We start from the raw sequence: 26,206 nt of genomic DNA, 5'->3' as shown, positions 1-26,206 counted from the left end.
GATGTCGCAGATGCACCAGCTGTCCGCCTGTCCCAGCTGCGAGGAGCCGCTGGAGTCGGGTGACCTGTTCTGCGGTGCGTGCGGGTACGACCTGTCGGCCGTACCGGCACCGCCGCAGGACCGTCCGACCATCGCCATGGGCACCCCGGTGGGCGGCGCGGCATGGCCCGCCGCGCCGGCCGGCCCCGGGCAGGACCAGGCGCGTCCCGCGGCCGCGGCGCAGTCGCCCGGCGACCTGCCGGGCCGTGACCCGGCCGGGGAGGAACTGCCCACGGGCCCTTCGGCGGTACGGTTCGACGCCCGCGCCGGGGATGCCGACGCCATGGGCGCCCCCGCCACGGACACCGTCGGCGACTTCGAGCTCCCGGCTCCCGAGCGGGCAGGGGCGGCACCCGGGGCCGTCGGCGAGCCGGGGCACGCGCCGGGAGCCGCGCCCCCGCAGGGGGCGAGCGCCGAGCCCGCGTACAGCGCCGGAGCATGGCCGTGGAGTAGGACGGCGCCCTTGCCGGAGCCCGCGTCGACGTACGAGACGTCGCCTTCGTCGGGTCCCGCGCCTGCGCCCACGCCTACGCCCACGCCCGGTAACGCGGCCGGGCCGGAGGCCGCCCCAGACGTACCAGGGACCGGGACGGGCGGGCCGGAAGGCGTACCGGACGCCTCCGGGGCGCCTGATCCGCGGGCGGTGGAGCACGCGACGACTCCGCCGGCCGGGACCAGGCTGTGCGTGGCCTGCCGGGCGGGGCACGTGGATCCGGACGGGTACTGCGAGAACTGCGGGCACGCCCAGCCGCGTGAGCGTGACCACCTGGAGGAGGAGCTGGGCGCGGTCGCCGCCGTGAGCGACCGAGGGCTGCGTCACCACCGCAACGAGGACGCGTTCGCCGTGTCCTCGACGGCCCTGCCGGACGGTTCACCGGCCGTCGTCGCGATCGTGTGCGACGGGGTGTCGTCGGCGACCCGCCCCGACGAGGCGTCGGCGGCCGCCGCGGCCGCCGCCAACGAGTCGCTGTTGGCGGCCCTCCCGCGCGGTACGCATCCGCAGGCGGCGATGCACGACGCGATCGTCGCCGCCGCCGAGGCGGTCAACGCCCTCGCGGGCGACGACGGCCAGGACGCGGCGGCCATGGAGCACGACCCGCACCACCACCAGAACGCCCCGGCCTGCACGCTCGTCGGCGCGGTCGTCGCGAGCGGCCTGCTGGTGGTCGGCTGGGTGGGCGACAGCCGCGCCTACTGGGTGCCGGACGACCGCAGCGGCCCGCCCGCCCGGCTCACCGAGGACGACTCGTGGGCCGCGCAGATGGTCGCGGCGGGCCTGATGAACGAGGCCGAGGCGTACGCGGACGAACGCGCCCACGCCATCACCGGCTGGCTGGGAGCCGACGCGTACGAACTGGAGCCGCACACGGCCGCGTTCAAGCCGGACCGCCCCGGTGTGGTCGTGGTGTGCACGGACGGCCTGTGGAACTACGCGGAGGCCGCCGAGGACATGGCGCGGGTCGTACCGCCCGACGCGGCGGGGCGGCCGCTGCACAGCGCCCAGGTCCTCGTGGGACACGCGCTCGACGGCGGCGGGCACGACAACGTAACAGTGGCCGTCGTGCCGTTCGCCATGGCGCCCCAAGGGGCAGGATCGGCCTGACCGTTTCGCCCGACGAGTCCGACGAGTCCGACGAGTCCGACGAGTCCGACGACCAACCTCCCATCCCCTTCTGTCTGTTGTGTGCGTGCGTCAGTCCGCGTCCTGAGGAGCCGATCAGATGGCGAACTTCTCCAAGTCGAACGTGCCGCAGTTCTCGGTGGACGTGTACCAGAACGAGTACCTGCCGGAGGGCGGGCGCGAGGTCAACGCGATCGTCACGGTCACCTCGACGGGCGGCGGCACCAGCGGCGGGGTGCCACTGACCGGGGCGTCCCTCTCCCCCTCGTACATACCGGGACGCGCGCCGACCGCCGCCGTCGTCATCATGGTCGACTGCTCCGGCTCCATGGACTACCCGCCGACCAAGATGCGCAACGCGCGTGACGCCACGGCCGCCGCGATCGACACCCTGCGCGACGGCGTCACCTTCGCGGTGGTCGCCGGCACCCACGTCGCGAACGAGGTCTACCCGGGCGGCGGCCGGCTGGCCACCGCCGACGCGCGCACCCGCGCCGGGGCGAAGGACGCGCTGCGCAAGCTGAGCGCGGGCGGCGGCACCGCGATCGGTACCTGGCTGACGCTCGCCGACCGGCTGCTGGCGTCCGCCGACGTACCGATCCGGCACGGCATCCTGCTCACCGACGGCCGCAACGAGCACGAGTCCCCGGAGGACCTGCGGGCGGCCCTCGACGCCTGCGCCGGCCGCTTCACCTGTGACGCCCGCGGCGTCGGTACCGACTGGGAGGTCAAGGAGGTCACGGGGATCGCCTCGGCGCTGCTCGGTACGGCGGACATCGTCGCCGATCCCACGGGCCTGGCCGCGGACTTCACGCGGATGATGGAGCACGCGATGGGCAAGGAGGTCGCGGACGTGAGCCTCCGCCTCTGGACCCCGGTCGGGGTGGAGATCGTTTTCGTGAAGCAGGTGGCGCCGACGGTGGAGGAGCTGACGGACCGGCGTACGGAGGCGGGGCCCCGGGCCGGTGACTATCCGACCGGCTCGTGGGGCGACGAGTCCCGCGACTATCACGTGTGCGTCCGGGTGCCGGAGGCCGGTATCGGCCAGGAGATGCTCGCGGCCCGCGTCTCCCTCGTCCTGCCCGACCCGGCGGGCGGCACCCCGCAGACCCTGTCGCAGGGTCTGGTGCGGGCGGTGTGGACGGACGACATGGCGGCCTCCACCTCCATCAACCCCCAGGTCGCGCACTACACGGGCCAGGCCGAACTGGCACAAGTCATCCAACAGGGGCTGGATGCCCGCAAGTCCGGCGATTTCGACGGCGCGACGGCGAAACTCGGCCGCGCCGTGCAGTTGGCTGCCGCTTCCGGGAACACGGATACCGCGAAACTCCTTTCGAAGGTGGTGGACGTCGTCGACGCGGCGACAGGTACTGTGCGACTGAAGGCGAAGGTCGCGGAAGCGGACGAGATGACACTCGAGACGCGCTCCACCAAGACCGTTCGCGTCAAGAGCGTCAAGAAATAGGTCACGATCTGCTCGGCCTGCGGGCCGGATGAGGAGAGGGGGAAGCGCCGACATGCCGACCTGCCCGAACGGACACCAGTCGGGTTCCGACGACTGGTGCGAGGTCTGCGGCCATCGCATGGCCGGGGCGGGCGCGCCTGCGGGTGCCGTTCCGCCGCCTCCTCCGCCCCCGCCGCCGCCGCCCGCGTACGGCTACCCGGGCCCGGGCGGGCCGCCTCCCCGGCCCGGCGGCTTCCCGGGTGGTGACCCGAACGCCACCGCCCAGGCGGAGCTGTGCCCGCAGTGCCGCACTCCGCGCGAGGCCATGGCGCCGTTCTGCGAGGAGTGCCGGTGGAACTTCCTCACCAATACGGCGACTTCGTACACGCCCCTGGCACCGCCGCAGGGTGGCCCCGGCGGCCCCCCGCCCGGGCTGAACCTGCCGCCCGGCTTCCAGTCCCAGCCGCCGTCGCAGCCTCAGGCACCGCGCCCGCCGGACCCGTACGAGTACCAGAGCTCCCGTCCGTCGCAGATGAACCGCCCGGCCGAGCCGCTGCCGCCCGAGCCGTCCACACCCCGGCGACCGCCGCAGGGCCCGCCGCCGGTTCCCCAGGCGTTCCAGCAGCCGCCCGGCCCGCCGCGGCCGCCGCAGGCGTTCCAGCAGCCGGGCCCGCCGCCCCCGCCGCAGCCCCGGCCGACCGACGGGGGCGGGGACGACTGGATGCTGCCGCCGCCCTCGCAACCGCAGGCCCAGCCCCCGGCCCGCCCGGAGCAGCCGGAGCGCCCCCGGGAACCCGGACCGCAGGGACACCAGCAACCGCAGGGACACCAGGGACCGCACGGACCACAGGGACCGAATTCGCCCCAAGGCACCCACAGCCCCCAAGGCTCGCAAGGGCCCCACGGCCCCCAGCCGCCCCACGCGCCGCAGCCGCCCCACTCACCCCAGCCCCCGCAGTACCAGGCGGCGCCCGCCGGGTGGACGGCGGTCGTCGCGCCCGACCGTGAGTACTTCATGGCGATGATGCAGCGCAGCGGCCCCGAGGCGGCGGGCCTCAACCTGCCCGCGTACTCCCCGGAGCAGCGGCTGTCGCTGTCCGGCAACCAGATCAGCATCGGCCGCCGGCGGCACTCGACGGGCGAGTCCCCGGACATCGACCTGTCCGTGCCGCCGGAGGACCCGGGCGTCTCGCACCACCATGCCGTGCTGGTGCAGCAGCCGGACGGCTCCTGGGCGGTCGTCGACCAGAACTCCACCAACGGCACCACGCTCAACGGCGCCGAGGACCCGATCCAGCCCTATGTCCCCGTCCCGCTCAAGGACGGCGACCGGGTCCATGTGGGCGCCTGGACGACGATCACCATCCGTCGCGGCTAGGGAGCAGGTGACCCCAGGGGCCAGCTGTAGGGCCCCTCGGGCTCGTCCAGCCACGCCCACTGGTGCTCGCCGCTGACCGTCACGCCGAACCGTTCCCGCGCGGGGCGCCGCTCGCGCTGCCACAGCGAGTACGCCTCGTGCGGGTCCAGGCTGCCCGCGGTGAGCGTCAGCAGGAAGCGGAACAGCTCGTTGTCGGTCGCGCGCCGGGGCAGCCCGCCCGTGTGCACCACCGGCGCGGGCGAGCCCCCGCCGCCACCGCGCAGCGGCACGAAGTACGCGGACGTGTGCAGGAACCGGCCCTCCGCGTGCTCGGCGTCCCGCACCCGCAGCCGGATGAGCCCCGTGGACAGCGGCGCCAGGATGCGTGCGCCCGGCCGGCACTGCGCGAGCCACTCGGGCGGTACGGAGGCCACGGCGCAGGTCGCGATGACCGCGTCGAACGGCGCCCGCCACGGGCAGCCGCGCGCCCCGTCACCGGTGACCACGACCGGGTGGTAGCCCGCCGCCGCCAGGTGGGCGCGGGCCGCCTCCGTGATGTCCTCGTCCAGGTCGACAGTCGTCACCCGCTCGTCGCCCAGCCGGTGCGCCAGGAGCGCCGCGTTGTACCCCGTTCCGGCGCCGATCTCCAGGACGCTGTCCCCGTCCCGTACCTCCAGCGCGTGCAGCATTCCGGCCATCAGGGACGGCTGGCTGGCGGACGAGACCAGTTCCCCGTCCCGTACGTGCGTGGCGAGCGGCCGGTCCAGATAGGCGCCTTCCAGCCACCGCCTCCGACAGTCCGGATCGGGGTCCTCGCACCACAGCCGCTCGTACCCGCCCTCCCCCGAGCTCTCGGCTTCGCTCGAGCAGGGGGCACCCCCACCCCCGATGTAGAAGTACGGCACGAACAGGTGCCGTGGCACCTGCTCGAACGCCGCCCGCCAGGCCGGGTCCTGAAGGTCCCCGCCTGCGGCGATCTCCCGCACGAGTTCGCGCCGCGCCTCGGCGGCGGCCTCGGCGAACGGATCCTCTCGCTGTGTGCGCATATCTCCACTTTGCTGCTCGCGGCGGTGGGAGGCGAGCATCCCGCGGGGTCCTAGGGCCCGGGTCCTCGGCCGGTCCGTCTGAGACGATGGAGTCGTGAATGAGATCCCGCGCGGCACGCTTCAGGAGCAGACCTTCTACGAGCAGGTCGGCGGCGAGGCTACCTTCCGGCGCCTCGTCCAACGGTTCTACGAGGGGGTCGCGGAGGACCCCCTGCTGCGGCCGATGTACCCGGAGGAGGACCTGGGACCGGCCGAGGAGCGGCTGGTGCTGTTCCTGATGCAGTACTGGGGCGGCCCGCGCACCTACAGCGACAACCGCGGCCACCCCCGGCTCCGGATGCGCCACGCGCCCTTCACCGTGGACCGCGCGGCGCACGACGCCTGGCTGAAGCACATGCGGGCGGCGGTGGACGAGCTCGGCCTGTCCGAGGAGCACGAGCAGACGCTGTGGAACTACCTGACGTACGCCGCGGCGTCGATGGTGAACACCCCCGACTGAGCCGATTCACGCTCCGTGACGGGCAAGTGACAGAAAAGGTTCCGGCCAACTCTGCCGCACCCGGCCCCCACGGCCGCCCTCCACCCCCTAAGTTCACAGCCGCAACACATCGAACGGGCATCCGCAATCGGCGGGTGCCCCTCGTCTTGTGGAGGTTCAACGTGCGACGGAGGACCATGCGGCTGGGTGCCGTGGCGATCGCGACGGTGACGGCGCTGCTCGGGGCCGGTACCGCCTTCGGCGACACCTTCTACGTCTACGAGGGCGAGGACTTCGGCTACATCGGCAGGGACCACAAGTACGCCGGGGTCTGCGACCGGGAGGCCGACGGCTTCAACGTCTACGTCAACTTCAAGCGGACCACGCCGGACACCGTGGTGCGCATGGAGGAGACGAACGGCTACTGCAAGACCTCCACGACCGGTACGTACTCGATCTACACGATGCAGACGTGCGAGAACCGCCCGCTCGTGTCGGACGCGTGCTCCGGCTGGAAGCGGCACCCCTGACGTCATGACCGCACCCACTGCGAGGGTCGCCGGGCCGGCCCGCGGCCCGGCACGCCCCGGCGGCCGCACCCGTCGGCGTGATCCGCGACGGGGCGTCCGGGCGCTGTGCCTGGCGCTCGCCGCGATGGCGGCGGCGCTGCTGGTGTGGGGCGTGCAGGCGGTCCACGCCGTGTACGAGGGACGGGAGGCGCGCATCTCGGCGCGGATGCCCGTGCCCGCCGCCCCCGGCGCACGCCCGGCCCTACGGTGGGCGCAGAGCGACGACACCTGGCGCGGGCGGAGCTTCTCGGTGGTCTCCATCGAGCCCGTCGCCCCCTCCGCTCCCCTCCCGCCCGGACTGCCCCGATGGCCGGAACGGGGCGAGGCGTTCGTGTCACCGGCGCTGCTCGACACCATGCCGGCCGCCGCCACCCGGTTCGGCGGGCTCGCGGGCACGGTGGCGGAGGAGGGTCTGGCCGATGCGGGCGAGCTCTTCGTGTACGTCCGCCCGCCGGCCGGCGTACGGATCGAGGGGTACGCGACGACCCTCGGCGTCGCCCGTTTCGGGGCGGAGCGGCCGGCGGACCCGGCGTACTTCCTCAGCCAGTCGTTCGACCGGCCGGAGAGCGACCTGCGCTGGCTGCTGGTGCCCCAGATCGGGCTGCCCGTCGCCGTCCTGCTCGTCGTCGCGTCCCAGCTCGGGGCCGGGCGGCGTGAGCGGCGGCTCGCGGTGCTGTACGCGCTCGGCGACACCGGGCGTACCGTACGCGCGAGGATCGCGGCCGGGGAGTGCGTGGGCCCGCTCGCCGCCGGCACCGTCCTCGCTGGCGTACCGCTCGCGGCCCTCACCCTGACCGGCGTACGGCTGCCGCTGACCGGGTACGAGGTGTCGGCCGCCGATCTGGCGCCGCTGCGGTGGCAGTTCCCGCTCACGCTGGCCCTCGTGTGGGCGGCCCTGTGCCTGCTGTTCGCCGCGCTGTGCCTGCTGTTCGGTGCGCCGCACCGGTGGGTACGCCCCGCCTGGTCGAGGCGGCCCGGGTCCGCGCGAGCCGGCTCCGCACCGCCCCGGCCCGCGCGGCCCGCGCGGCCCGCGCCGTCGGCCTGGCCCGGTGTCGTATGCGGGATCGGCGCGCTGGCCGTGGTCTCCGGGGCGGCGGCGGGGCAGGCGACGGGCGTCCGGCTCTTCGTGCTGGGCACGGCCCTGATGCTCACCGGGCTGCCGTCGCTCCTGGGGCGGGCGGCGGCCCGGGTCTCCGCCCGGCTGACCGGACGCGGCACCGCGAGCGCGGCGCGGCTGGTCGGCGGGCGCTGGGCGGCCGCCCATCCCTCGGTGTTCGCCCGGGCGGCCGCGGCCCTCGTCGTCATGCCGGCGCTGGCCGCCCAGGCCCTGGTGATGGTGACCGACCAGACGAACGCGGCCCGGAACGCCGCCGTGCTCGGCGAACGGCTGGACGACCGGCTCCTGGAGGTCTACAGCGCGCCCACGAACGAGCGGGCGCACGCCCGGTTCGCGGCCGCGCTGGCCCCGGAGGACCGGCTGCTGCGGGTGGTGTCCGGCTCCGGCCGACCCGTACTGCGCGGTGACTGCCGCGACCTGGCCGCCCTCGGAACCATGCGCTCCTGCCCGCGCGAGCGGGCCGTACCGGCGCACGACGTCTACCGGGAGCGCACGCCCCGTACCGAGGCACTGCGCTGGGTGGGCTTCGGCCCGGTCCACGTGCAGGCGTCCGCCACCCGGGCGCACCTGCTCGAGGAACAGGGCGCCTTCGTCGTCCTGACGACCGGGCCGGGAGGACGCGAACGCATCGAGCGGGCCGCGCACGCGACGCTGCCGCTGCCGCACGTGGGCGCTCCCGGGGAGGCCCACGTCGTCGGTGCCGAGGCCCGCGCGCGTCTCGCCGACTGGGTGGTCCTCGTGGCGGCCGTCGGGTTCCTGCTGTTCGCACTCGCGGGGGCGGCCGGGTTGCTGCACGCGTTCCTCGACCGGGCCGACGAACTGCGGCCGTCGGCCGCGTACACCTCGGGCGCCGGTTTTCCTCTGCGGGTGGCGTGGTGGGGCATGGGCGTTCCGATGGGGTGCGCGCTGGGGTTGGCCTCGCTGGTCGCGGCGCTGCTCGCCGCGGTGAACCTCGGTTTCCTGTCCCCGTCCGGGAGTTCACCGCTCGCTCTGCTCGGCGGCGGGCCGGCGGTGGCGGCCGCGCTGTGCGCGGCGGCGACGGTCGCGGGCGGGTGGCTGACCGCCCGCCATGACGGGGCGGCGTACGCAGGGCGGTCTTCCGACGCCGGATAACGAACCCGCAAGCGGTTAATCGGGCCGGGTGCCCCCTCTGAAAGCACGTGTTGCACATGACCATGCCGTGCCGAACGAGCCCGCGCGGTGGTCTCCCGCGAGTACGCGACCCTGGACCGGGCAGGCCGTCTCCAGCTTGGAGCTCGGGCCACGGGCCACGGGCACCGGGCACCGGGCACCGGGCACCGGCCTGTTCGGGCTCGGGTCGTGAGCCACGGACACCGGCGCCGCGGGTCCGGGCCCGGCACGGTCACCGTGCCGACGCACTGGTCGTGCCGAGCCCGAGGCGGGAACCGGGACGGGGACGGGGCGGCCCTCCGCCGGGCGGCCGTATCAGTCCGCCGTGACCGTCACCGCGCCCGTATCAGACCGCCGTGACGGTCAGTCCCGTCCCCAGCCCCGCCTTGCGGACCGCGATCGATCCGTACGGGGTACGCAGCCGCAGCCATGACCCGGCCGCGAGCAGAGCCACCGGCACGTCGTGCGGGGGCAGGAAGCCCAGCGACTGGGCGGCGTGCACGGCGCGCAGCGGCAGGCCGGTCGAGCCGATCGTCCGGGACCAGATGTCGCGGCCGATCCGGTCGCGCTCCGCGCGCGTGCGGCGCTCGGCGGGCAACTCTCCGTCCCGCGCACGGAATTCGGCCACCGCCGCGGCGACCGCCCCGCGCAGCCCGGCGACGTCCGGGAGGCCGGGAACCTCCTGCCAGCCGCCGCGCGGGGGCAGGACGCCCGCCCAGGGCGGACCGGTGACGGGGGCGGGCACCATGGCCTTGCCCGCCGACTCCTCGATGCCCTCCAGGAGTTGCCCCGCGGACACGGTGACGTCCAGCGGCGCGTCGTCCAGGAGCGCCGCCGTCCGGATGGCCAGCACCTCGAAGGACGCCGGCCGTCCGAACACGGCCAGGGCCCCGCCACCCGCCTGGAGGCGGACGGCGGCGGCCCGGTCGTAGTGGATCAGCCGGGCCAGAAAGGCCGCGAGGTCGGCCGCCTCCCTGGCGTCGGCGAAGTGCAGCGGCGGCGTCATGCGGCCGCAGGCTCCCCGTGCATGCCGTCGTCGACGTACTCCTCGAGGAACGACCGCTCCTCCGCCGTGATGCGGCGCGGACGCTGGGCCTCCAGGTCGAACGGCACGACGACCGTCGAGGCGCGCACGTACACCTGGGCAGAGCCTTCGGCGTCCTTGATCTCGTACGCGATCGTCAGCGACGCCGCGCCGATCTTCGTGACCCACGACTCGATGATCACCGGCTCGTGCCGGTGGACCAGCGGCCGTACGTAGTCGATCTCATGCCGGGCCACGACGGACCCGCCGGAGAACGACGGCGAGCCGTTCCCCGGCGCCAGCCGGAACATGAAGTCGATCCGCGCCTCCTCCAGATAGCGGAGGAAGACGACGTTGTTGACGTGCCCGAAGGCGTCCATGTCCGACCAGCGCAGGGGACAACGGTAGATATGACGAGCCACTGCCGCTGCCTCAGCCCCGGGTCAGCTTCTTGTACGTGGCGCGGTGCGGCCGCGCCGCGTCCGGGCCGAGGCGCTCGATCTTGTTCTTCTCGTACGACTCGAAGTTGCCCTCGAACCAGAACCACTTGGAGTCGCCCTCGTACGCCAGGATGTGCGTGGCAACCCGGTCGAGGAACCAGCGGTCGTGGGAGACGACCACGGCCGCGCCCGGGAACTCCAGCAGCGCGTTCTCCAGCGACGACAGGGTCTCGACGTCGAGGTCGTTGGTCGGCTCGTCAAGGAGCAGCAGGTTGCCGCCCTGCTTGAGGGTCAGCGCCAGGTTGAGGCGGTTGCGCTCACCGCCGGACAGGACGCCGGCCGGCTTCTGCTGGTCCGGCCCCTTGAAGCCGAACGCGGAGACGTACGCCCGCGACGGCATCTCGACCTGGCCGACGTTGATGTAGTCGAGCTCGTCCGAGACGACCGCCCACAGCGTCTTCTTCGGGTCGATGTTGGCGCGGCTCTGGTCGACGTAGGAGATCTTGACGGTCTCACCGACCTTGATGGAGCCGGAGTCCGGCTCCTCCAGGCCCTGGATCATCTTGAACAGCGTGGTCTTGCCGGCGCCGTTCGGGCCGATGACGCCGACGATGCCGTTGCGCGGCAGGGAGAAGCTCAGGTCGTCGATGAGGACCTTCTCGCCGAACGCCTTGTTGAGGTTCTCGACCTCGACGACAACGCTGCCCAGGCGCGGGCCCGGCGGGATCTGGATCTCCTCGAAGTCCAGCTTCCGCATCTTGTCGGCCTCGGCGGCCATCTCCTCGTACCGGGCGAGACGGGCCTTGGACTTGGCCTGCCGCCCCTTGGCGTTGGAGCGGACCCACTCGAGCTCTTCCTTGAGCCGCTTGGCGCGCTTTGCGTCCTTCTGGCCCTCGACCTTGAGGCGGGCCTGCTTGGTCTCCAGGTACTTGGAGTAGTTGCCCTCGTAGGGGTAGGCGCGGCCGCGGTCGAGCTCGAGGATCCACTCGGCGACGTTGTCGAGGAAGTACCGGTCGTGGGTGATGGCGACGACGGTGCCGGCGTACTTGGCGAGGTGCTGCTCCAGCCACTGCACGGACTCGGCGTCCAGGTGGTTGGTGGGCTCGTCGAGCAGCAGCAGGTCGGGGGCCTCCAGCAGCAGCTTGCAGAGCGCGACGCGGCGCTTCTCGCCACCGGAGAGGTTGGTGACGGGCCAGTCGCCGGGCGGGCAGCCGAGGGCGTCCATGGCCTGCTCGAGCTGGGCGTCCAGGTCCCACGCGTTGGCGTGGTCGAGCTGCTCCTGGAGCTTGCCCATCTCCTCCATCAGCTCGTCGGTGTAGTTGGTCGCCATCTCCTCGGCGATCGCGTTGAACCGGTCGAGCTTGCCCTTGATCTCGGCGACACCGTCCTGGACGTTCTCCAGGACCGTCTTCTCCTCGTCCAGCGGCGGCTCCTGCAGCAGGATCCCGACCGTGTACCCGGGCGACAGGAACGCGTCACCGTTGGAGGGCTGCTCCAGACCGGCCATGATCTTGAGCACGGTCGACTTACCGGCGCCGTTCGGGCCGACCACACCGATCTTCGCACCGGGCAGGAAGCTCAGCGTCACGTCATCGAGGATGACCTTGTCGCCGTGCGCCTTGCGCGTCTTGCGCATCGTGTAGATGTACTCAGCCAAGAGAAACCGTCCGGCAGTCCGAGAGTGGGCAGATACACCCCATCTTGCCTGACGTCCACCCCGCGAAGGAAACCAGTAAGGCCTCCGGCGCCCGACCGCGCCCCTCGGCACCCCGCGCCGGTGACGGAACCGTCACACCCGGTGTGCCCCACCCGCGCACCAGCCTCCCGGACTCCGATCCCGCCCCGTGCTGTCCGATCCGCCGGGCCGGCCGCCCGGTCCGCCCGGACCGTCCGATCCCCCCGGGCCACCCGGATCGCCCGATCCGCCTGGGCCCCCGGACCACCCGGACCTCCCGGTCCGCCCGGTCCGCCTCGGTCCGCCCGGGCCGCCCACCCCCGCCCGGGCCGTCGTGTCGCCGCCGGGGCCGTCGTGTCGCCGCCGGGGGACCGGGACCGCGCCCGCGTAGGCACGCGATTCCGGGCCCCCCGGCGCGGCGGCAGCGGCCGGGCGTCAGGGGCGTACCGCTCGCGTGCGACGTCAGTCGTCCGCGCCGGGGTCCTTCTTCCTGCGGAGGAGGACGACGGCCGCCCCACCGATCACCACCATCGCCACGGCTATGCCCGCGATCATGGGGGTGGCGCTGGACGCGCCGGTTTCGGCGAGGTCCGGACCGTCATCCATCGCGCCGGCGCCGGCCGAAGTGCCGCCGACCGAGAGGGGGCTGGGCTGGGTGCCCTGCTGGCCGGTCATGGTGGTGGCCGTGCTGCCGGAGGTCCGGCAGTCGAGGACTCCCGTGAACGTCTTCCTGAAGCCGCCGGGCCCGGTGATCGTGAAGTCGTACGACTGGTCCTCGGCGACCGGGATGGTCACCGTCCGGGACTCGCCGGCCTGGATGGCGTGGGTGGAACCCATGAGTTCGAAGCTGAACGCGGCGTCGCCCCGGTTGGTGGCGGTGACGTCCACGCCGCCCTCGGCGCAGTTCTTCCTGGCCGAGAGCGCCGGGATGGCGCCCGTCGTGGCCCACGTGGCGGTGGCGGTGGCGGAGACGGTCGACTCACTGGAACCGGCCAGGATCTGCGTCTGACTCTTGGTCACGCCGGCGAACGCCCGGCCGACCGGCACGGAGGTGCTGGCCTGCACGGTCAGGGCGGCGGAGCCGTCGGCGGCCTTGGCGGGGACGTCGAAGTAGAGCCGGCTGCCGTCGGTCGCCGAGGTGACCGGCTTGCCGTTCCTGTCGGTGACCTTGATACCGCTGGCGGCCGCGTCGGCGGGCGGGGTCACCGAGACGCGGCCGGCGTCGGTGCGCACGGTCACCGGGCCGAGCCTCGTTCCGGCCGGACCCGAGACGGCACTGGGCTCCAGGCTGAGCGACGCCCTGGGCTCCGCGACGTTCTCGGCCTCCTTCTCCAGCCAGTCGGCGAGCTTCTCGGCCGCCGGGTCGAGCGCCTGCACCTGCGCGTTGTCCGAGTACCGCCAGATCGCGACCTGGGTGCCGGCGGCCGCGGTCCCGGCGGTCAGCGGTCCCGTACCGGCGTCCTCGGCCAGCCCCACCAGGTCGTCGACCTGCGGGTAGGAGTGCTGGAGGATCCAGCGGATCCGGCCCGCGTCCTTGTTCCCGCCGAGCGAGGTCTGGTCCCAGGAGGTCTCCAGGTACCTGGCCTTCTCCTGGGTGGGGTTGTGAAGATCGATGCAGTACGTCTTCAGGGTCCCGCCCCCGTCGACGGTCATCTCGAACAGGCCGGCGGGGATCTCCTGCTTCTCGCCGTCGACACGGAGGACCGCCTGGCCGAAGGTGGTCAGCCCGTTGAGGGTGGCGGCGGCACCGCCCTGGTGCTGTGGCGCCTCGTCGGCCGCGGCGGCGGACGCCCCGGCTATGAACCCTCCGGCGACCAGACCGGAGGTCACGACCGCGGCGAGAAGACGGGCGGGACGCCTTCTCCCCCTCCGTACAGAAAACCCAGCAAACACAGAATTCCCCTCCGGGCGAGACTTTTCGCGTGTGGCGCGTGGGGGGAGTGCCTCGCCTGCCGACTCAAGTGCCCCGTGAGTACCCGGGAATCCTAGAGAGGCGACCCTGCACAGTCCCCTGTCATACCGTCAGACAACCATTCCGACTCGGAATCGTTATCGCGAACCCGGCTTCACGAGGCATGCGCTCGCCGAATCTCCACATCGGCACACCGGACCGTATCCCTTCCCTGACGTACCGTCACGGCACCAGCTCCACCGGCCGATCCACCGCACCGCCCCCTCCGCCTCCCCCTCCGGCTCCGCCTCCGCCCGCGTCGTGCACGGCCCCCGGCCGGTCCGCCGAGCGCGGCTCCCCCTTCATCACCCTCCGGAACGCGGAGGTCCCGCGCGTCAGGTCGTGTCCCACCGCCGACGCGTCGATGTCCACGAACGTCCTGCGCTGACCGTCCCAGTCCTCCTCCCGCACCTTCAGCCGTCCGTGCACCACCAGCGGGTCACCGACCGACACCGACGCGGCCAGATTCGCGCCGAGCGCCCGCCATGCGCTCACCGTGTAGAAACTCGTATGCCCGTCGACCCAGCCCGCCTTCTCCCGGTCCCAGCGGCGCGCGGTCGCCGCGAACCGGAATTTCGCCACGCCTCCCGCCGCCGTGTCGCGGTAATCGACGCTCGTCGCGACATTGCCCACAACCGTCACCATCGTGTCGTTCATGACACCCACCCCTCGCGGTCCTCCTGCTGACTGAGCCCATGCTGGCCCGCCCGCCGAAATCCCGCTCGGCCCTGTGGACGAGCCCCCGTTTGTGCACAACTCCGCCATCCGCAAGGGGGACACCCACCAGGCGTCACACCCGCCGCAGCCCCGTCCCCGCCCCCATCCGCACGACCGCCGCCGCGACACCCGGCCCTCCGCCCTCCCCGCGCCCACGCGCCACATGGGCGTACCGCTCGCGCACCTCCCGGTACCGCATCAGCTCCGCGGCGATCGGGTCCAGCACCATCGCCCGCCCGCACCCCGCCGCCGCCTCCCGCAGCCGGCGCTCGGTCTCCTGCCCGTACCGCCGGGCGGGCCCCCGGGCCGCCGCCGCGCACGCCCACTCGACGAGCGGCCCGCCGACGATGCCGGCCAGCATGATCAGGACCGGCGGGACGAGCCCCGGCTCCAGTACGCCGACGATCTGGCCGACCAGCCACAGGGCGCCGTAGAACTGGAGCAGCGTCATGGCCGCCTGGGCCAGTACGGCCGCCGGCCACCACGCGGGCCGGGGCGGCCGCCCGCCCGCCTGCGGCACCCCCACCGACACCGCCAGCTCGTCCAGCGCCTCCGGCAGCCCGCGCGCCCCGCGTACCGCCGCCTCGCGCACCGCCTGCGCCCACGGCACCGGAAGCCCGCGCGCCGCCTCTCCCGCCACCACCCGCACGGCCTGCTCGACGCGCTGGCGGGCCGTCAGCTCGTCCTCCGCCGCCACCGTGGCCTCCGGCTGGGCACCCTCCTCCGCACTCGCCCCGCCCGCCTGCGTACGCATCCGCTCGTACCAGCGCCACAGCCGCAGCCACGGCGTCCCGCACGCCCGTCCCGCGTTGCGCCGCCATTCGCGTTCCGCCGCCTCCCCGGCGGCCCGCGCGCCGACGGCGACCGCGAGCCGCGCGCCGAAGTCCTCGCGGGAACGTTCGCCGAGCCCGGGGTGCCCGTCCGCCACGTACACCGGGCGCAGCCGGGCGGCCGCCGCGTCGACGTCCGCCGACAGGCGCCGCTCGGCGGCGCTGCGGCCCTGTACGAACGCCCCGAGCACCTCGCGCAGTTCCCCCACGCCCTCCCCCGTGAGCGCCGACACGGCGAGCACCGTGGCACCGGGTTCACCGTGCTCGCCGAGCGCCATCCCGTCCTCGTCGAGCAGCCGCCGCAGATCGTCCAGCACCTGGTGGGCGGCCTCACCCGGCAGCCGGTCGACCTGGTTGAGGACCACGAACGTCACCTCGGCGTGCCCGGCGAGCGGCCGCAAGTACCGCTCGTGGAGCGCCGCGTCCGCGTACTTCTCCGGGTCGACGACCCAGATGACCGCGTCCACCAGGGCCAGCACCCGGTCGACCTGCTTGCGGTGCGTGGTGACCGCCGAGTCGTGGTCGGGCAGGTCGACCAGGACCAGGCCCTGCAACGCCTCGTCACCGACCCCGCCCGCCAGCGGCCGGCGCCGCAGCCGTCCCGGGATGGCGAGCCGGTCCAGGAGCCCGGCCGCGCCCTCGGACCAGGTGCAGGCGATGGGCGCGGCCGTGGTGGGCCTCCGCAGCCCGGTCTCCGACACCGGAACCCCTGCCAGCGCGTTGATCAATGTCGACTTGCCGCTCCCCGTGGGCCCGGCGATCGCGACGACGGTGTGCCGCGACGACAGCCGCTGACGTGCCGCGGCCTCGTCCAGTACCCGCCCGGCCTCGGCGAGGGTGTCGCCGTCCAGCCGGGTCCTGGACAGCCCCACGAGCTCCCGCAGGGCGTCCAGCCGCGCCCGCAGCGTCCCGGCGTACGCCTCACCGATCGGTACGTGCGGCTCGTCCGTCAGCGGCCCGCCGGCCACCTCCGCCTGTTCCTGTACGCGGCGGGCGATCAGTCCGTCGTCCCAGCGTTCGTCAACGGCGCTCACCGCCGTCACCTCTCCTTCTGCAGTCGGGACAGCGCGGCGATGAGCTCGGCCTGTGGCTCGGGGGTCACGTCGAGGGCCCGGAGGGGTTCCAGCCGCCGGGCCCGCTCCTCGTTCAGTACGCGATCGATGTACGTGGTCACCAACTCGCCGCCCCGGTCGCGCAGCCGCAGGGCGCCCTGGGCGCCGAGCAGTTCGGCGAGCCGTTCACCGGCGGTGCGCGCCCTGCGCCCGCCGAGCAGCGCGGCCGCGAGGAGGGCCGCCGCCGTCTCGGCGTCCGGGGCGGCGGCCCGGTCCATCCGCCGTACCTCGTCCTCGGCCAGCTCCTCCAGGACGCGCCGCCAGCGCCGTACGGCCATCCCGATCCGTTCGCCGGTCTCCCGGTCCGGCCCGGTCGTCGACGCCCTGGTGCCCCCGTCCAGCGCCCGGGCGGCCGGTTCGCGCCGCCATGATTCCCGTACGTGGTCGTCGGCGGCGGCGACGGCGCACTGGAGCAGGGCGGTCAGGGACTCGGCGAGGGAGTCCAGCAGTTCGGTGGCCGAGCAGTCGCGGGGGTAGCCGCGCCAGCGGGTGCGGGCGTCGCCGGCGAGGACGGCACCGCGCCGCAGCTCGCTGCGCACCCGCTCGCCCTCCCGCTGGTACGCCGCCTGGACGGCGCCGGTCAGCCGTACGGCGGCGGCGTACTGCGCGGCGACGGCGCCGGCCAGCTCCGGCATCCGTGCGTTCAGCGAGTCGATCACCCCGCGGGCCGTGCGCCCGACGGTCTGCTGCCGGGCGGCGGGGTCCTGGGCGCGGTGCGCGAGCCAGGCGCGCAGGGGCGCGACGGCGGTGTCGGGCAGCAGGCCGCTGCCGCCGCCCGCCGACTCGGGCAGCTCGGGGATGGTGAACCGGGGCACCTCGCCCAGCCCGGCGCGGATGAGGAGCGCCTCGTACTGCCGGGACACCTCGTTGATCACCTGGTGGGGCACCCGGTCGAGGACGGTGACGAGCGTGGCGTCGTACTCCTTGGCGGTACGCAGCAGGTGCCACGGCACGGCGTCCGCGTACCGTGAGGCGGTGGTGACCATCACCCACACGTCGGCGGCGCAGATCAGCTCGGCGGCCAGCTCGCGGCTCTCGACGACGAGCGAGTCGATGTCGGGCGCGTCGAGCAGCGCGAGCCCGCGCGGAACGGTGTCGGCGGTCTCGACCCGCAGCGCCCGCTCCTCGACCCCGTCCCCGTCCCCCTCCCCGCCCTCGGGCGTCCACACCCGGGTGAGCTGCGGCAGCACCCGCATCCCGGCGAACCAGTGGTGATCGTCGGGGTGGCAGACGAGGACGGGCGTCCGGGTGGTGGGCCTGAGCACCCCGGCCTCACTGACCCGCCGCCCGACGAGCGAGTTGACGAGCGTCGACTTCCCCGCCCCGGTGGACCCCCCGACGACCGCGAGCAGCGGCGCTTCGGGCTCCTTCAGGCGGGGCACCAGATAGTCATCGAGCTGCGCGAGCAACTCGGCCCGCGTCTGCCGCGCCCGTGGCGCACCCGGCAGGGGCAGTGGAAGACGCACGGCGGCGACACGGTCGCGCAGGGCGGAGAGTGCGTCGATGAGCTGAGGCCGTACGTCCAAGGTCACCACATGCGAAGAATGCCCAATTTCATGACCTTTTTGAAGCGTATGGCGCTCTCTGCGCGCCGATCGGACACTCGGGACAGACGGGACGAGTGGGGCGCAGGCATAACGAGTACACAACACCCGAGGCGGGAGACGCGAAAAGCGCTGCGGAAATCGCACCTGCCTGCGATTATCGGTTCGCTTCACTGAACCTCCACATCGTGCCACGCAGGTGAAGCGACCGGGCCAAGGTGATCGGAGCCCTATCCTTGTCCCCGGCATGGTCACGGACCACCCAGCAGGGGCTCCAGGCCACAAGGCCACCACCGGCCCCCGTAGCTCAGTGGATAGAGCAGGCGCCTTCTAAGCGCTTGGCCGCAGGTTCGAGTCCTGCCGGGGGCGCACCGCCCGGCCCTCCTCCAGGGAGGGCTTTTTGCCGGTCACGGCGCCCCGGCGGACGGGGCGCAGCGGACACGTAAGCCCCGGACCGGGCCGCGCTCGAACGATCACGCGGATGGGTCCGCCCGACGTCACCACCCTCCGCGCCGATGAGGCCCCCCTTCGGCCCCACTGGCCGTTGCGGTGCGGGCAGACGTCCGGCGCGGACGTCAGGGGGCGGTCAGCTCGGTGGACGGAAGCAACCCGACCGCTCCAGTCAGCCCGCAGCTTCCTTCATCGCTCTTCAAGTGACATCACCCCCAATGCCGCAACTGGCGTACAACAACGCAGTTGTTCCGGGCGCTCGTCAGGACCTCACCAGAAGGGATCGCCTGGTCATGCGGTATGTCACACGTCTCACCGCCGCTCTCGCCGCTGCGGGAACTCTCAGCCAGTGCCACCACATCACGAAGTGAGCTCGTTCATGAGAGAACAAGAGAGGCACGTTCAGGACCCCGAGGGTGAAAGGCGACGACGCCAGGGGGGCATCGCCGCATTCCTGGTGGGCCTTGTCGCAACACTCGCCTTCTTCGCCTTTTCCCCGGGGCTGCCGCACGTCATCGACTGGGGCGCCATTCTGGTATCCCTCGCCGTGGGCGGACTTGCCCGATGGGCCTGGCAGTCCTGGAGGACAAGGACGGCCGAGAGGAGGGCCGAGCGTATGTGACCGTTCATGTCCGGGCCTGTCGTCGAAACCACCGACGACGAGCGGTGCCTAGGCCCCGGGTGCGGGAACTCGGGCGGGTGCCCCGCGCGTTGTGGTGACTCCGCGACCGGGCAGGTGGGCCGGTTCCGACGCCGGTCCGTCATGTCGTTCCGTCCCCGCACGTCCCTTCCGGAGGTACAGGTGTCGTTGCTCGCCATCAGTGATCTGCATGTGCGGCATGAGGACAACCGGAGCATCGTCGAGGGTCTGCGGCCCCGGTCGGAGGACGACTGGCTGCTGATAGCCGGCGACGTCGGCGAGCTGACCACGGACATCACCTGGGCCCTCACCCTGCTGCGCGACCGCTTCCGCACCGTGGTGTGGGCGCCGGGCAACCACGAGTTGTGGACCGTGCCGGAGGACCCCGTACAGGACCGTGGCGTGCGGCGGTACGAGCACCTGGTGGCGCTGTGCCGGGGGCTCGGGGTCCTCACGCCCGAGGATCCGTACCCCGTCTGGGAGGGGCCCGACGGCCCGGTCGTCGTGGCGCCGCTGTTCCTGCTGTACGACTACACGTTCCGCCCCGCCGGGACGGTGACCGAGGAGCAGGCCCTGGAGGTGGCGCACCGGGAGGGCGTGGTGTGCACGGACGAGTTCCTGCTGCACCCCGACCCCCACCCCGGCCGGGCCGCCTGGTGCCGGGAGCGGGTGAGGATCACCGAGGAGCGGCTGGCGGCCCTCGACCCAGGCCTGCCCACGGTGCTCGTCAACCACTATCCGCTGGTGCGCGACCCCACGTACGTCCTGCGCCATCCCGAGTTCGCCCTGTGGTGCGGCACCGAGGCGACCGCCGACTGGCACCGCCGTTTCCGGGCCCGGGCCGTGGTCTACGGGCACCTGCACATCCCGCGTACGACCTGGCACGACGGCGTGCCGTTCCATGAGGTGTCCGTCGGCTACCCGCGCGAGTGGCGCCCACGGCCGGTGCGTCCGGACCTGTCCGTGGTGCTTCCCGGCCGGGTCTGACGGAGCGCCTTCACGCGCTACGAGACCGGCTCCCCGTAGAGGACCAAATTCTCGGCGTACGCGTGCGCGTCGGGGTCGAAGTCGCCGGCGCACGTGACCAGGGCCAGGCGGGCGGTGCCCCGGGTGGTGAACAGGTCCTGAGGCAGGGCCTTCTTGGGGTGGGTGCGGCGGGCCACGATGCGGTACGTGTGGCGTGTGCCGTCCGCCGTCGTGACCTGGGCGCGGGTGCCCATGGGCACGTCGTGGAGGGCCTCGAAGGGGCCCGCGCCCTCCTCGGCCGAGTCGAGGTGCCCGGCCAGCAGGACGGTGCCGTGCGCGGCGCCGGGGGGTGCGCCGAGGGCCCACCAGCCCAGCCGCCTGGGGGACGGCGGCACGGCCATGACGCCGGTGGCGTCGGCGGTGACCGGGTCGATGGGTGTCGTACGGAGATGGCCCGGGATGGTGAGGGACACGGGCGGTGAGGACGCCCACGGGCTGCCGGTGCCGGCGGTCGGGGGCGCCGCGGCCGCCCCTGGCAGGGTGCCCGTGTCCGGCGCCCGCGCGGGAGCCGGGAAGAACGGGAAGAGGTACGCCACGACCGCCACGGCGACCGCCGCGAGCCCGGCCCGGACCAGCGCGCGGTCCGGACCGGGCTCGGTACGCGGCCAGGCGCGCATCGGCGTCAGCGGTTGTCGTTGCGACGGATGCGGGCCGCGGCCCAGAACGCACCGGCGGCGACCAGGACACCGCCGACCGCCACCGCGGGTACGGCGAGGACGACCGGGACGTCGGCCGCCAGGGCGTTCGCGGCCTGGCCGCCGTTGCCGGCGTGGATCCGCTTCGGCGCCGCGGCGGCGTGGCACTCGCCGCCGCGCACCATGTCCAGGTGCATGGCGACGACCGGGCGTGCGGCCTTGGCGGCGACGGTCACCTGGGCGTTCTTGCCGTTGGTGATCTGGTTGTCGATCCGCGCCAGGGTCTTCTCATGGGCGGCGGCCTGGGCGTCGAGCCAGGCCTTGTCATAGGCCTTGGTGCCCGCCTTGGCCATGACCTCGGCGAGCGTGTCCTGCTGTTCCTTCGAGGGCGCGACGGGCAGGTCGACGCCCAGCTTGTCGGCGAGGGCCTTGGTGTCCGCGTCGAGCTTGGTGTGGTCGCGGACGAGCACCTTGCCCACGTGCTTCACGCAGTCGGTGGTGGCGTTCTTCTGGGCGTCCTTCCCCGCCGCGATCTCGGTCAGGTTCCCTTGGTGGGAGGCGCGCAGGAAGCCGGCGTCGGTGGCGAGGGAGGAGCCGTCGGCGGGTGCCGTGGCGAAGGCGGGCCCGGCGGATATACCGGTCAGGGCGAGACAGGTGAAGGCCGTGGCGGCCCAGCGGTGGGTGCGGGTCACGATTGGTCGTCCGTTTCTCGTCGGTCGCTTGGTGACCCTCACGTACGAGGGTCACGTGACCATCCGGACACGGAGCGGAGCCGGGCGCCACTCGCCGTACTGCAAACAGTGCACACCCGGTCGGGTGAGTCAGGTGAGCGAGGCGGTCACCAGCAGGGCGAAGGACGCCGTGATCAGCAGCGTACGGAGCAGATGGAGGGCGTTCCAGCGGGACTCGAAGGCCTGGCGTACGGAGGCGGCGTCGCTGCCCTCCGAGGCGGCCAGCGCGTTGTTGAGCGGGATGTTCCCGGCCACGGTGACCAGATGGTTGAGCACCGCGCACACCAGACCGGCGAGAATCAGCCACCGCTGACTGTGCGACCGGTCCTCGACCGGTACGGCGAGGGCCAGGGCCGGGAACACCACGAGGCCCGCGAAGACGGCCAGGAACACCGCGCGGGGCACGTACTCGTTGATGCGCCGCATGACCGTCACGAACTGCTCGTCCGTCAGCCTGGCCAGCGCGGGCATGACGCCGGTCAGGAAGATCAGCATGAAGCCCGCGTACAGGCCGGTGGAGATGACCGCGAGGGCGAGCAACAGCGTCGGCATGCGGCCATCATGGCAGCCGGTCACGCGTGGCGTCAGTGCTTGAGGCCGCCGGCCCGGCGGATCGATTCGGCCGGGGAACCGGTCCGTGCCGGGCGCGCAGCTCGATGTGGGCGGGCAACTGGTCTGCGGCAACGCGGAGCGCCCCGTGAGGCAAAGCGCAGGGGTTGGCTTGGACTCGCCAACCGCCGATCCGGGTCTTGTCACCGTGCGGAGTCACATGCGTACATGGAGTTGCGTACGTTCCAAGGGGATGGCGGGGGTGGTCAGCCGTGGCGAACGTTCCGGGCTCTGTGCTCGGCCGGGCGGCTTTAGTGGAGACGTCACCGGCGCGTGCCGCGCCGCCGCAGGCGCCGCGACCGGCCGGTCAGCCCGTGCGCGGTACGAGACAGATCGGCGCGACGCTCGCCGCGCTGGCCGAATCGGCCCGCCGTGAGCTGCTGACCTTCGACGATCCGGCCGCCTGCCTGGGCCTGTCGATCCCGGCGCCCTTCCTGGAGCTCGCAGGCAGCTGCGTGCGCACAGCGACCGAACGGGTCCGTACGGTACGCCAGATCGTGCCACGTCACGCGCTGTCCAGGGTCGTCGCCTCCGACGTCCTGGGGGCGGCGCGGCTGCCGGGCCGGGCCAGGCTGACGGAATCCATCCCCTTCAAGATGATCGTCGTGGACCGTACGGTCGCCGCCATCCCCCTCGACCTCGAACTGCTCTACAACGGGCTGCTGCTGATCCGCGACCCGGTCGTGGTCCACGCCCTCGTGCGGGCCCATCACGCCTGGTGGGAGGCGGGCGAGGAGGTCCCGTCGCGGCCGGACCCGCCCGGGGCGCTGCCCACGCATCTGCGGCCGGTGCTGGAGGCCCTGCTGGCCGGCCTCACCGACGAGACGGCCGCCGCGCGGCTGGGGATATCGGGGCGTACGTACAGCCGGCGCGTGGGGGAGCTGCTCGCGGCGCTGGGCACGACGAGCCGCTTCCGGGCGGGAGCGGAAGCGGCTCGTCGCGGCTGGCTGTGAGGACCGGGGCACACGGTCCTACGACACGATGTCCTTACGGGCGAACCCCCGAAAGGCCAGGGCGAACAGAACCAGGGCGTACGTCACGGACACCGCCGCCCCCTTGAGCATGCCGCCCCACTCCAACTGCGGCTGGAGCGCGTCCGCCCAGGCGAACTGCCAGTGCGCGGGCAGGAAGTCACGCCACGATCCGAGTGCCGTCACCGCGTCCAGCACATTGCCGATGATCGTCAGACCGACCGCGCCGCCGACCGCGCCGAGCGGGGCGTCCGTCCTGGTCGACAGCCAGAAAGCGAGACCCGCCGTGACCAGTTGGGAGACGAAGATGAACGCCACGACGAGCGCGAGGCGCGGCACCGTGTCACCCGTGGCCAGGGAGCCGCCCGTGGGCAGCTCCAGCGGCCCCCAGCCGTACGCGACCGTGCCCGCCGCCAGCGCCACCACCGGCAGCAGCAGCATCGCGGCCGCGCTGAACCCGAGTGCCACGGCCAGCTTCGACCACAGCAGCCGGGCGCGCGGCACGGGCGCGGCGAGCAGATAGCGGAGGGAGGACCAACTGGCCTCGGACGCCACCGTGTCGCCGCAGAACAGCGCCACCGGCACCACCAGCAGGAACCCGGCCGAGACGAACAGGCACGTGGCGGCGAAGTTGGCACCGGAGGCGGTCGCCGTGTCCATCAGGGTGATCCGGTCGTTGCCGCGTCCGTCCGGTGTGCCGCCGATCGCGAAGGCGGCGATCAGCACGAAGGGCAGGGCGGCCAGGACCGCGCCCATGACGAGGGTGCGGCGGCGCTTGAGCTGGCGTACGGCTTCGACGCGCAGCGGCAGGGTGTGCCCGGCCCGGTAGCCGGGCGCGGACTGGAGCAGTGCGCTCACGCGGATCCTCCTCCGATCAGGGTGAGGAACGCGTCCTCCAGGCGGCGGTGTGGGCCCACACCGGTCAACGGCACGTCCAGCCGGACGAGTTCGGCGATCAAAACGGTGGCGGTCGCGCCGTCCAGCCGTACCAGCAGGCCGCCGTCCGTGCGTACCGCCGAGCCGATGCCGGGCAGGGCGCCGACCTTGTCGACCAGCGGGTCCGGCACGTCACCGGCGGTCGTCACCAGCAGCGTGTCGCCCGCGCCGGTGATCTCCGCGACCGGGCCCGCCTGGACGAGCCGGCCACGGTCCATGACCACCAGGTGCGTGCACGACTGCTCGACCTCCGAGAGGAGGTGGGACGAGACGATGACGGTCCGGCCCCCGGCCGCGTACCGGATCATCACGTCCCGCATCTCGCGGATCTGTGGCGGGTCCAGTCCGTTGGTCGGTTCGTCGAGGATGAGGAGGTCCGGCAGGCCGAGCATGGCCTGGGCGATGGCGAGCCGCTGCCGCATGCCCTGCGAGTACGTGCGGACCGCGCGGGCCAGGGCGTCGCCGAGACCGGCGATCTCCAGGGCCTCGTCGATGTGGGCGTCCTCGGTGGGGCGGCCGGTGGCCCGCCAGTACAGCTCCAGGTTCTCGCGTCCCGACAGGTGCGGCAGGAAGCCCGCGCCCTCGACGAACGCACCCACCCGGGACAGGACCGGCGCGCCCGGCCTGATCGCGTGCCCGAACACCCGGATCTCCCCGTCGTCGGGGGTGATCAGGCCCATGAGCATACGAAGGGTGGTGGTCTTCCCGGCGCCGTTCGGCCCGAGGAGCCCGAGGACCTGCCCCTTCTCGACCCGGAAGGACAGCTCCCGTACCGCGTACCGGTCGGCGGACTTGGCGTACTTCTTCGTCAGTCCGGTGATCTGGAGCGGTACGTCGGCGAGTTCGGGATCGGGTGCGGGCGCGGTGGTGCGGCGGCGGGCGGTGAGCAGCAGGACGGCGGCGACCAGGGCGCCGGCCGCCGGGAGGCCCCACACCCACCAGGGCAGGCCGGTGGCCTCGGTGCGTACGCCGGGCGCGGTCGGTACGGACAGGCCGCCCGTCACGCCGACGGTGTACGTCGCCGGGGTCGCCGGGGAGGCGTAGCCGAGGTCGGTCGCGGCGAGGACGAGGCGCAGCCGGTGCCCCGCCTCCACCTCGTGGTCGATGGCGGGCAGCGTCAGCTCGACGGCCTTGCCGTTCTGCGCGCCCCCGACGCGGACGGGGGTGACGAGCTGGGCGGGCAGCACCTGTTGGCGGCCGTCGGGGCCGACGTCGTACACCTTGCCGAAGAGGACCGCCTCGCCGGTGTCGGAGGAAACGGTGACCCGAACGGTGGGCGAGCCGGTGATGCGCAGCGGCTCGGTGAGCGGCTGAGACTCGAACCGGGCGTGCTGTCCCGGGAAGTCGAGCGACAGGCCGACCCCGAGCGACGACAGCTGGGACAGTCCCCCGCCGACCCCCGGTACGGCGGAGATGGCGGGCGGGGTGGCCCCGGCAGGGTTACGGAAGGTCTGCGGCCGGCCGGCGCCGGTGAGCGGGATGGTCTGCTCGCCGCTGCGCAGGCCGGGGTAGCTGTCGCCGGTGGCGCCGCGCAGCTGGGCCTGCCCGTCGGTCGAGTCGACCCCGCCGGTGCGGCTGACCCGGAAGGCCGGACCGGTACCGGCGCCGGTGTCCTCCTTGAGGTACCGGTCGAACCAGGCGCCGATGCGCGCCTCGACGCGCTCGGTCTCCCGGTCGCCGCCGTCATGCCCGCCGGCGATCCAGTCGACGGCGACGGGTGCGCCGTTGGAGCGGATGGCCTTGGCCATGGCGTCGGCGTGCGACAGCGGGAAGAGCGAGTCGGCCTGCCCCTGCACGATGAGGGCGGGCACCTTGATGCGGTCGCCGACGGCGGACGGGCTGCGCGCTGCGAGCAGCGCCCGGGCGGCGGCGTCCGGTTTCCCGGCGACGGCCACCCGCTCGTACATCGCACACAGCACGTCCTGGAACGGCCCACAGGCGGCCACGTCGGCGCCATCGGCCGGACGGCGCGCTCCGGGTCCGGCGGGCGCGCCCGACGGCGCGGCACCGGCCGCCGCGTTCGGAGGCCCGGCGTCCGCCCCGCCCCGCGCGGCCGTCGGGGCGGTGGCGGCCGCCCCGGCCTCCGGGGCCGCGACGCCCGACGGGGCCG

At 73.4% G+C, this 26,206-nt stretch carries 21 protein-coding genes and 1 tRNA gene; 9 read left to right on the top strand and 13 right to left on the bottom strand.

Annotated elements, in window-relative coordinates:
- Position 1: 1 nt before the first annotated feature.
- The 3 genes from BKD26_RS01420 to BKD26_RS01410 all read left to right on the top strand — a co-directional run bounded on the left by BKD26_RS01420 (position 2) and on the right by BKD26_RS01410 (position 4,485).
- Entirely contained in the window at positions 2-1,642 is a 1,641-nt protein-coding gene (locus tag BKD26_RS01420) for a PP2C family serine/threonine-protein phosphatase (protein WP_241518479.1), read from the top strand.
- Positions 1,643-1,760: 118 nt separating this feature from the next.
- The gene (locus BKD26_RS01415; RefSeq protein ID WP_084894835.1) at positions 1,761-3,128 is read left to right on the top strand and encodes a VWA domain-containing protein; all 1,368 of its coding nucleotides are present in this window, start codon (positions 1,761-1,763) and stop codon (positions 3,126-3,128) included.
- A 52-nt stretch (positions 3,129-3,180) separates the two neighbouring features.
- Entirely contained in the window at positions 3,181-4,485 is a 1,305-nt protein-coding gene (locus BKD26_RS01410; protein ID WP_084894833.1) for an FHA domain-containing protein, read from the top strand.
- Here the strand turns inward: BKD26_RS01410 and BKD26_RS01405 are convergent.
- The gene (locus tag BKD26_RS01405; protein ID WP_084894831.1) at positions 4,482-5,510 is read right to left on the bottom strand and encodes a methyltransferase domain-containing protein; all 1,029 of its coding nucleotides are present in this window, start codon (positions 5,508-5,510) and stop codon (positions 4,482-4,484) included. The two genes, BKD26_RS01410 and BKD26_RS01405, sit on opposite strands and share 4 nt — an antisense overlap.
- A gap of 94 nt (positions 5,511-5,604) precedes the next feature.
- On the opposite strand from BKD26_RS01405, the gene BKD26_RS01400 reads away from it, so the two are divergent.
- The 3 genes from BKD26_RS01400 to BKD26_RS01390 all read left to right on the top strand — a co-directional run bounded on the left by BKD26_RS01400 (position 5,605) and on the right by BKD26_RS01390 (position 8,787).
- Entirely contained in the window at positions 5,605-6,009 is a 405-nt protein-coding gene (locus BKD26_RS01400) for a globin (protein ID WP_084894829.1), read from the top strand.
- Positions 6,010-6,170: 161 nt separating this feature from the next.
- On the top strand, positions 6,171-6,518 hold the full coding sequence (locus BKD26_RS01395; RefSeq protein ID WP_143608428.1) for a hypothetical protein: 348 nt from the start codon (positions 6,171-6,173) through the stop codon (positions 6,516-6,518).
- Between the two features lie 4 nt (positions 6,519-6,522).
- On the top strand, positions 6,523-8,787 hold the full coding sequence (locus BKD26_RS01390; RefSeq protein WP_143662594.1) for a hypothetical protein: 2,265 nt from the start codon (positions 6,523-6,525) through the stop codon (positions 8,785-8,787).
- A gap of 364 nt (positions 8,788-9,151) precedes the next feature.
- Here the strand turns inward: BKD26_RS01390 and BKD26_RS01385 are convergent, their stop codons facing one another.
- The 7 genes from BKD26_RS01385 to BKD26_RS01350 all read right to left on the bottom strand — a co-directional run bounded on the left by BKD26_RS01385 (position 9,152) and on the right by BKD26_RS01350 (position 18,080).
- Positions 9,152-9,811, bottom strand: coding sequence for a hypothetical protein (locus tag BKD26_RS01385; protein ID WP_084894825.1), 660 nt, complete (start codon positions 9,809-9,811; stop codon positions 9,152-9,154).
- Complete coding sequence (locus BKD26_RS01380; RefSeq protein ID WP_084894823.1) at positions 9,808-10,251, bottom strand: thioesterase family protein; 444 nt, start codon at positions 10,249-10,251, stop codon at positions 9,808-9,810. Before BKD26_RS01380 ends, BKD26_RS01385 begins: the two co-directional genes overlap by 4 nt.
- Before the next feature lie 10 nt (positions 10,252-10,261).
- Complete coding sequence (gene ettA, locus BKD26_RS01375; protein WP_084894821.1) at positions 10,262-11,926, bottom strand: energy-dependent translational throttle protein EttA; 1,665 nt, start codon at positions 11,924-11,926, stop codon at positions 10,262-10,264.
- A 480-nt stretch (positions 11,927-12,406) separates the two neighbouring features.
- The gene (locus BKD26_RS01365; protein ID WP_179166367.1) at positions 12,407-13,837 is read right to left on the bottom strand and encodes an LAETG motif-containing sortase-dependent surface protein; all 1,431 of its coding nucleotides are present in this window, start codon (positions 13,835-13,837) and stop codon (positions 12,407-12,409) included.
- Positions 13,838-14,078: 241 nt separating this feature from the next.
- The gene (locus BKD26_RS01360) at positions 14,079-14,552 is read right to left on the bottom strand and encodes a single-stranded DNA-binding protein (protein ID WP_084895321.1); all 474 of its coding nucleotides are present in this window, start codon (positions 14,550-14,552) and stop codon (positions 14,079-14,081) included.
- A gap of 133 nt (positions 14,553-14,685) precedes the next feature.
- Positions 14,686-16,485 (bottom strand): YfjP family GTPase, encoded by a 1,800-nt coding sequence (locus BKD26_RS01355; RefSeq protein WP_084894818.1) that lies wholly within the window; start codon positions 16,483-16,485, stop codon positions 14,686-14,688.
- On the bottom strand, positions 16,482-18,080 hold the full coding sequence (locus BKD26_RS01350) for a GTPase domain-containing protein (RefSeq protein ID WP_084895319.1): 1,599 nt from the start codon (positions 18,078-18,080) through the stop codon (positions 16,482-16,484). Before BKD26_RS01350 ends, BKD26_RS01355 begins: the two co-directional genes overlap by 4 nt.
- 314 nt (positions 18,081-18,394) lie before the next feature.
- On the opposite strand from BKD26_RS01350, the gene BKD26_RS01345 reads away from it, so the two are divergent.
- Positions 18,395-18,467, top strand: a tRNA-Arg gene (locus BKD26_RS01345).
- An 883-nt stretch (positions 18,468-19,350) separates the two neighbouring features.
- Entirely contained in the window at positions 19,351-20,175 is an 825-nt protein-coding gene (locus BKD26_RS01335; RefSeq protein WP_241518477.1) for a metallophosphoesterase, read from the top strand.
- Between the two features lie 17 nt (positions 20,176-20,192).
- Here BKD26_RS01335 and BKD26_RS01330 read toward each other — a convergent pair whose 3' ends face one another.
- The 3 genes from BKD26_RS01330 to BKD26_RS01320 all read right to left on the bottom strand — a co-directional run bounded on the left by BKD26_RS01330 (position 20,193) and on the right by BKD26_RS01320 (position 22,132).
- Positions 20,193-20,831: a class F sortase gene (locus BKD26_RS01330; protein WP_084894812.1), complete on the bottom strand. Its 639-nt coding sequence runs from the start codon at positions 20,829-20,831 to the stop codon at positions 20,193-20,195.
- Between the two features lie 5 nt (positions 20,832-20,836).
- Positions 20,837-21,541, bottom strand: coding sequence for a DUF4142 domain-containing protein (locus BKD26_RS01325; RefSeq protein WP_241518475.1), 705 nt, complete (start codon positions 21,539-21,541; stop codon positions 20,837-20,839).
- A 129-nt stretch (positions 21,542-21,670) separates the two neighbouring features.
- On the bottom strand, positions 21,671-22,132 hold the full coding sequence (locus BKD26_RS01320) for an anthrone oxygenase family protein (RefSeq protein ID WP_084894810.1): 462 nt from the start codon (positions 22,130-22,132) through the stop codon (positions 21,671-21,673).
- Positions 22,133-22,503: 371 nt separating this feature from the next.
- On the opposite strand from BKD26_RS01320, the gene BKD26_RS01315 reads away from it, so the two are divergent.
- A complete protein-coding gene (locus BKD26_RS01315) occupies positions 22,504-23,142 on the top strand; it encodes a DNA-binding response regulator (protein ID WP_241518473.1) in 639 nt (212 codons plus the stop codon).
- Positions 23,143-23,160: 18 nt separating this feature from the next.
- Here the strand turns inward: BKD26_RS01315 and BKD26_RS01310 are convergent, their stop codons facing one another.
- A complete protein-coding gene (locus BKD26_RS01310) occupies positions 23,161-24,018 on the bottom strand; it encodes an ABC transporter permease (RefSeq protein ID WP_179166365.1) in 858 nt (285 codons plus the stop codon).
- Positions 24,015-26,206: ATP-binding cassette domain-containing protein (locus BKD26_RS01305; RefSeq protein ID WP_107417732.1), on the bottom strand; the 2,192-nt coding region annotated here is incomplete at its 5' end. The genes BKD26_RS01310 and BKD26_RS01305, both read right to left, overlap by 4 nt.

This window comes from Streptomyces sp. CB03238 (genome assembly GCF_002099185.1).
GTDB lineage: Bacteria > Actinomycetota > Actinomycetes > Streptomycetales > Streptomycetaceae > Streptomyces.
Note: the sequence above shows the minus strand (reverse complement) of the source record. Positions and strands in the feature narration are given on the sequence as shown.

Excerpts from the sequence above, each read along its gene's own strand:
- BKD26_RS01360 (WP_084895321.1), bottom strand. The coding sequence starts at position 14,552 with ATGAACGACACGATGGTGACGGTTGTGGGCAATGTCGCGACGAGCGTC.
- BKD26_RS01420 (WP_241518479.1), top strand. The coding sequence starts at position 2 with ATGTCGCAGATGCACCAGCTGTCCGCCTGTCCCAGCTGCGAGGAGCCG.
- BKD26_RS01410 (WP_084894833.1), top strand. The coding sequence starts at position 3,181 with ATGCCGACCTGCCCGAACGGACACCAGTCGGGTTCCGACGACTGGTGC.
- BKD26_RS01320 (WP_084894810.1), bottom strand. The coding sequence starts at position 22,132 with ATGCCGACGCTGTTGCTCGCCCTCGCGGTCATCTCCACCGGCCTGTAC.
- BKD26_RS01390 (WP_143662594.1), top strand. The coding sequence starts at position 6,523 with ATGACCGCACCCACTGCGAGGGTCGCCGGGCCGGCCCGCGGCCCGGCA.
- BKD26_RS01405 (WP_084894831.1), bottom strand. The coding sequence starts at position 5,510 with ATGCGCACACAGCGAGAGGATCCGTTCGCCGAGGCCGCCGCCGAGGCG.
- BKD26_RS01415 (WP_084894835.1), top strand. The coding sequence starts at position 1,761 with ATGGCGAACTTCTCCAAGTCGAACGTGCCGCAGTTCTCGGTGGACGTG.
- BKD26_RS01330 (WP_084894812.1), bottom strand. The coding sequence starts at position 20,831 with ATGCGCGCCTGGCCGCGTACCGAGCCCGGTCCGGACCGCGCGCTGGTC.
- BKD26_RS01385 (WP_084894825.1), bottom strand. The coding sequence starts at position 9,811 with ATGACGCCGCCGCTGCACTTCGCCGACGCCAGGGAGGCGGCCGACCTC.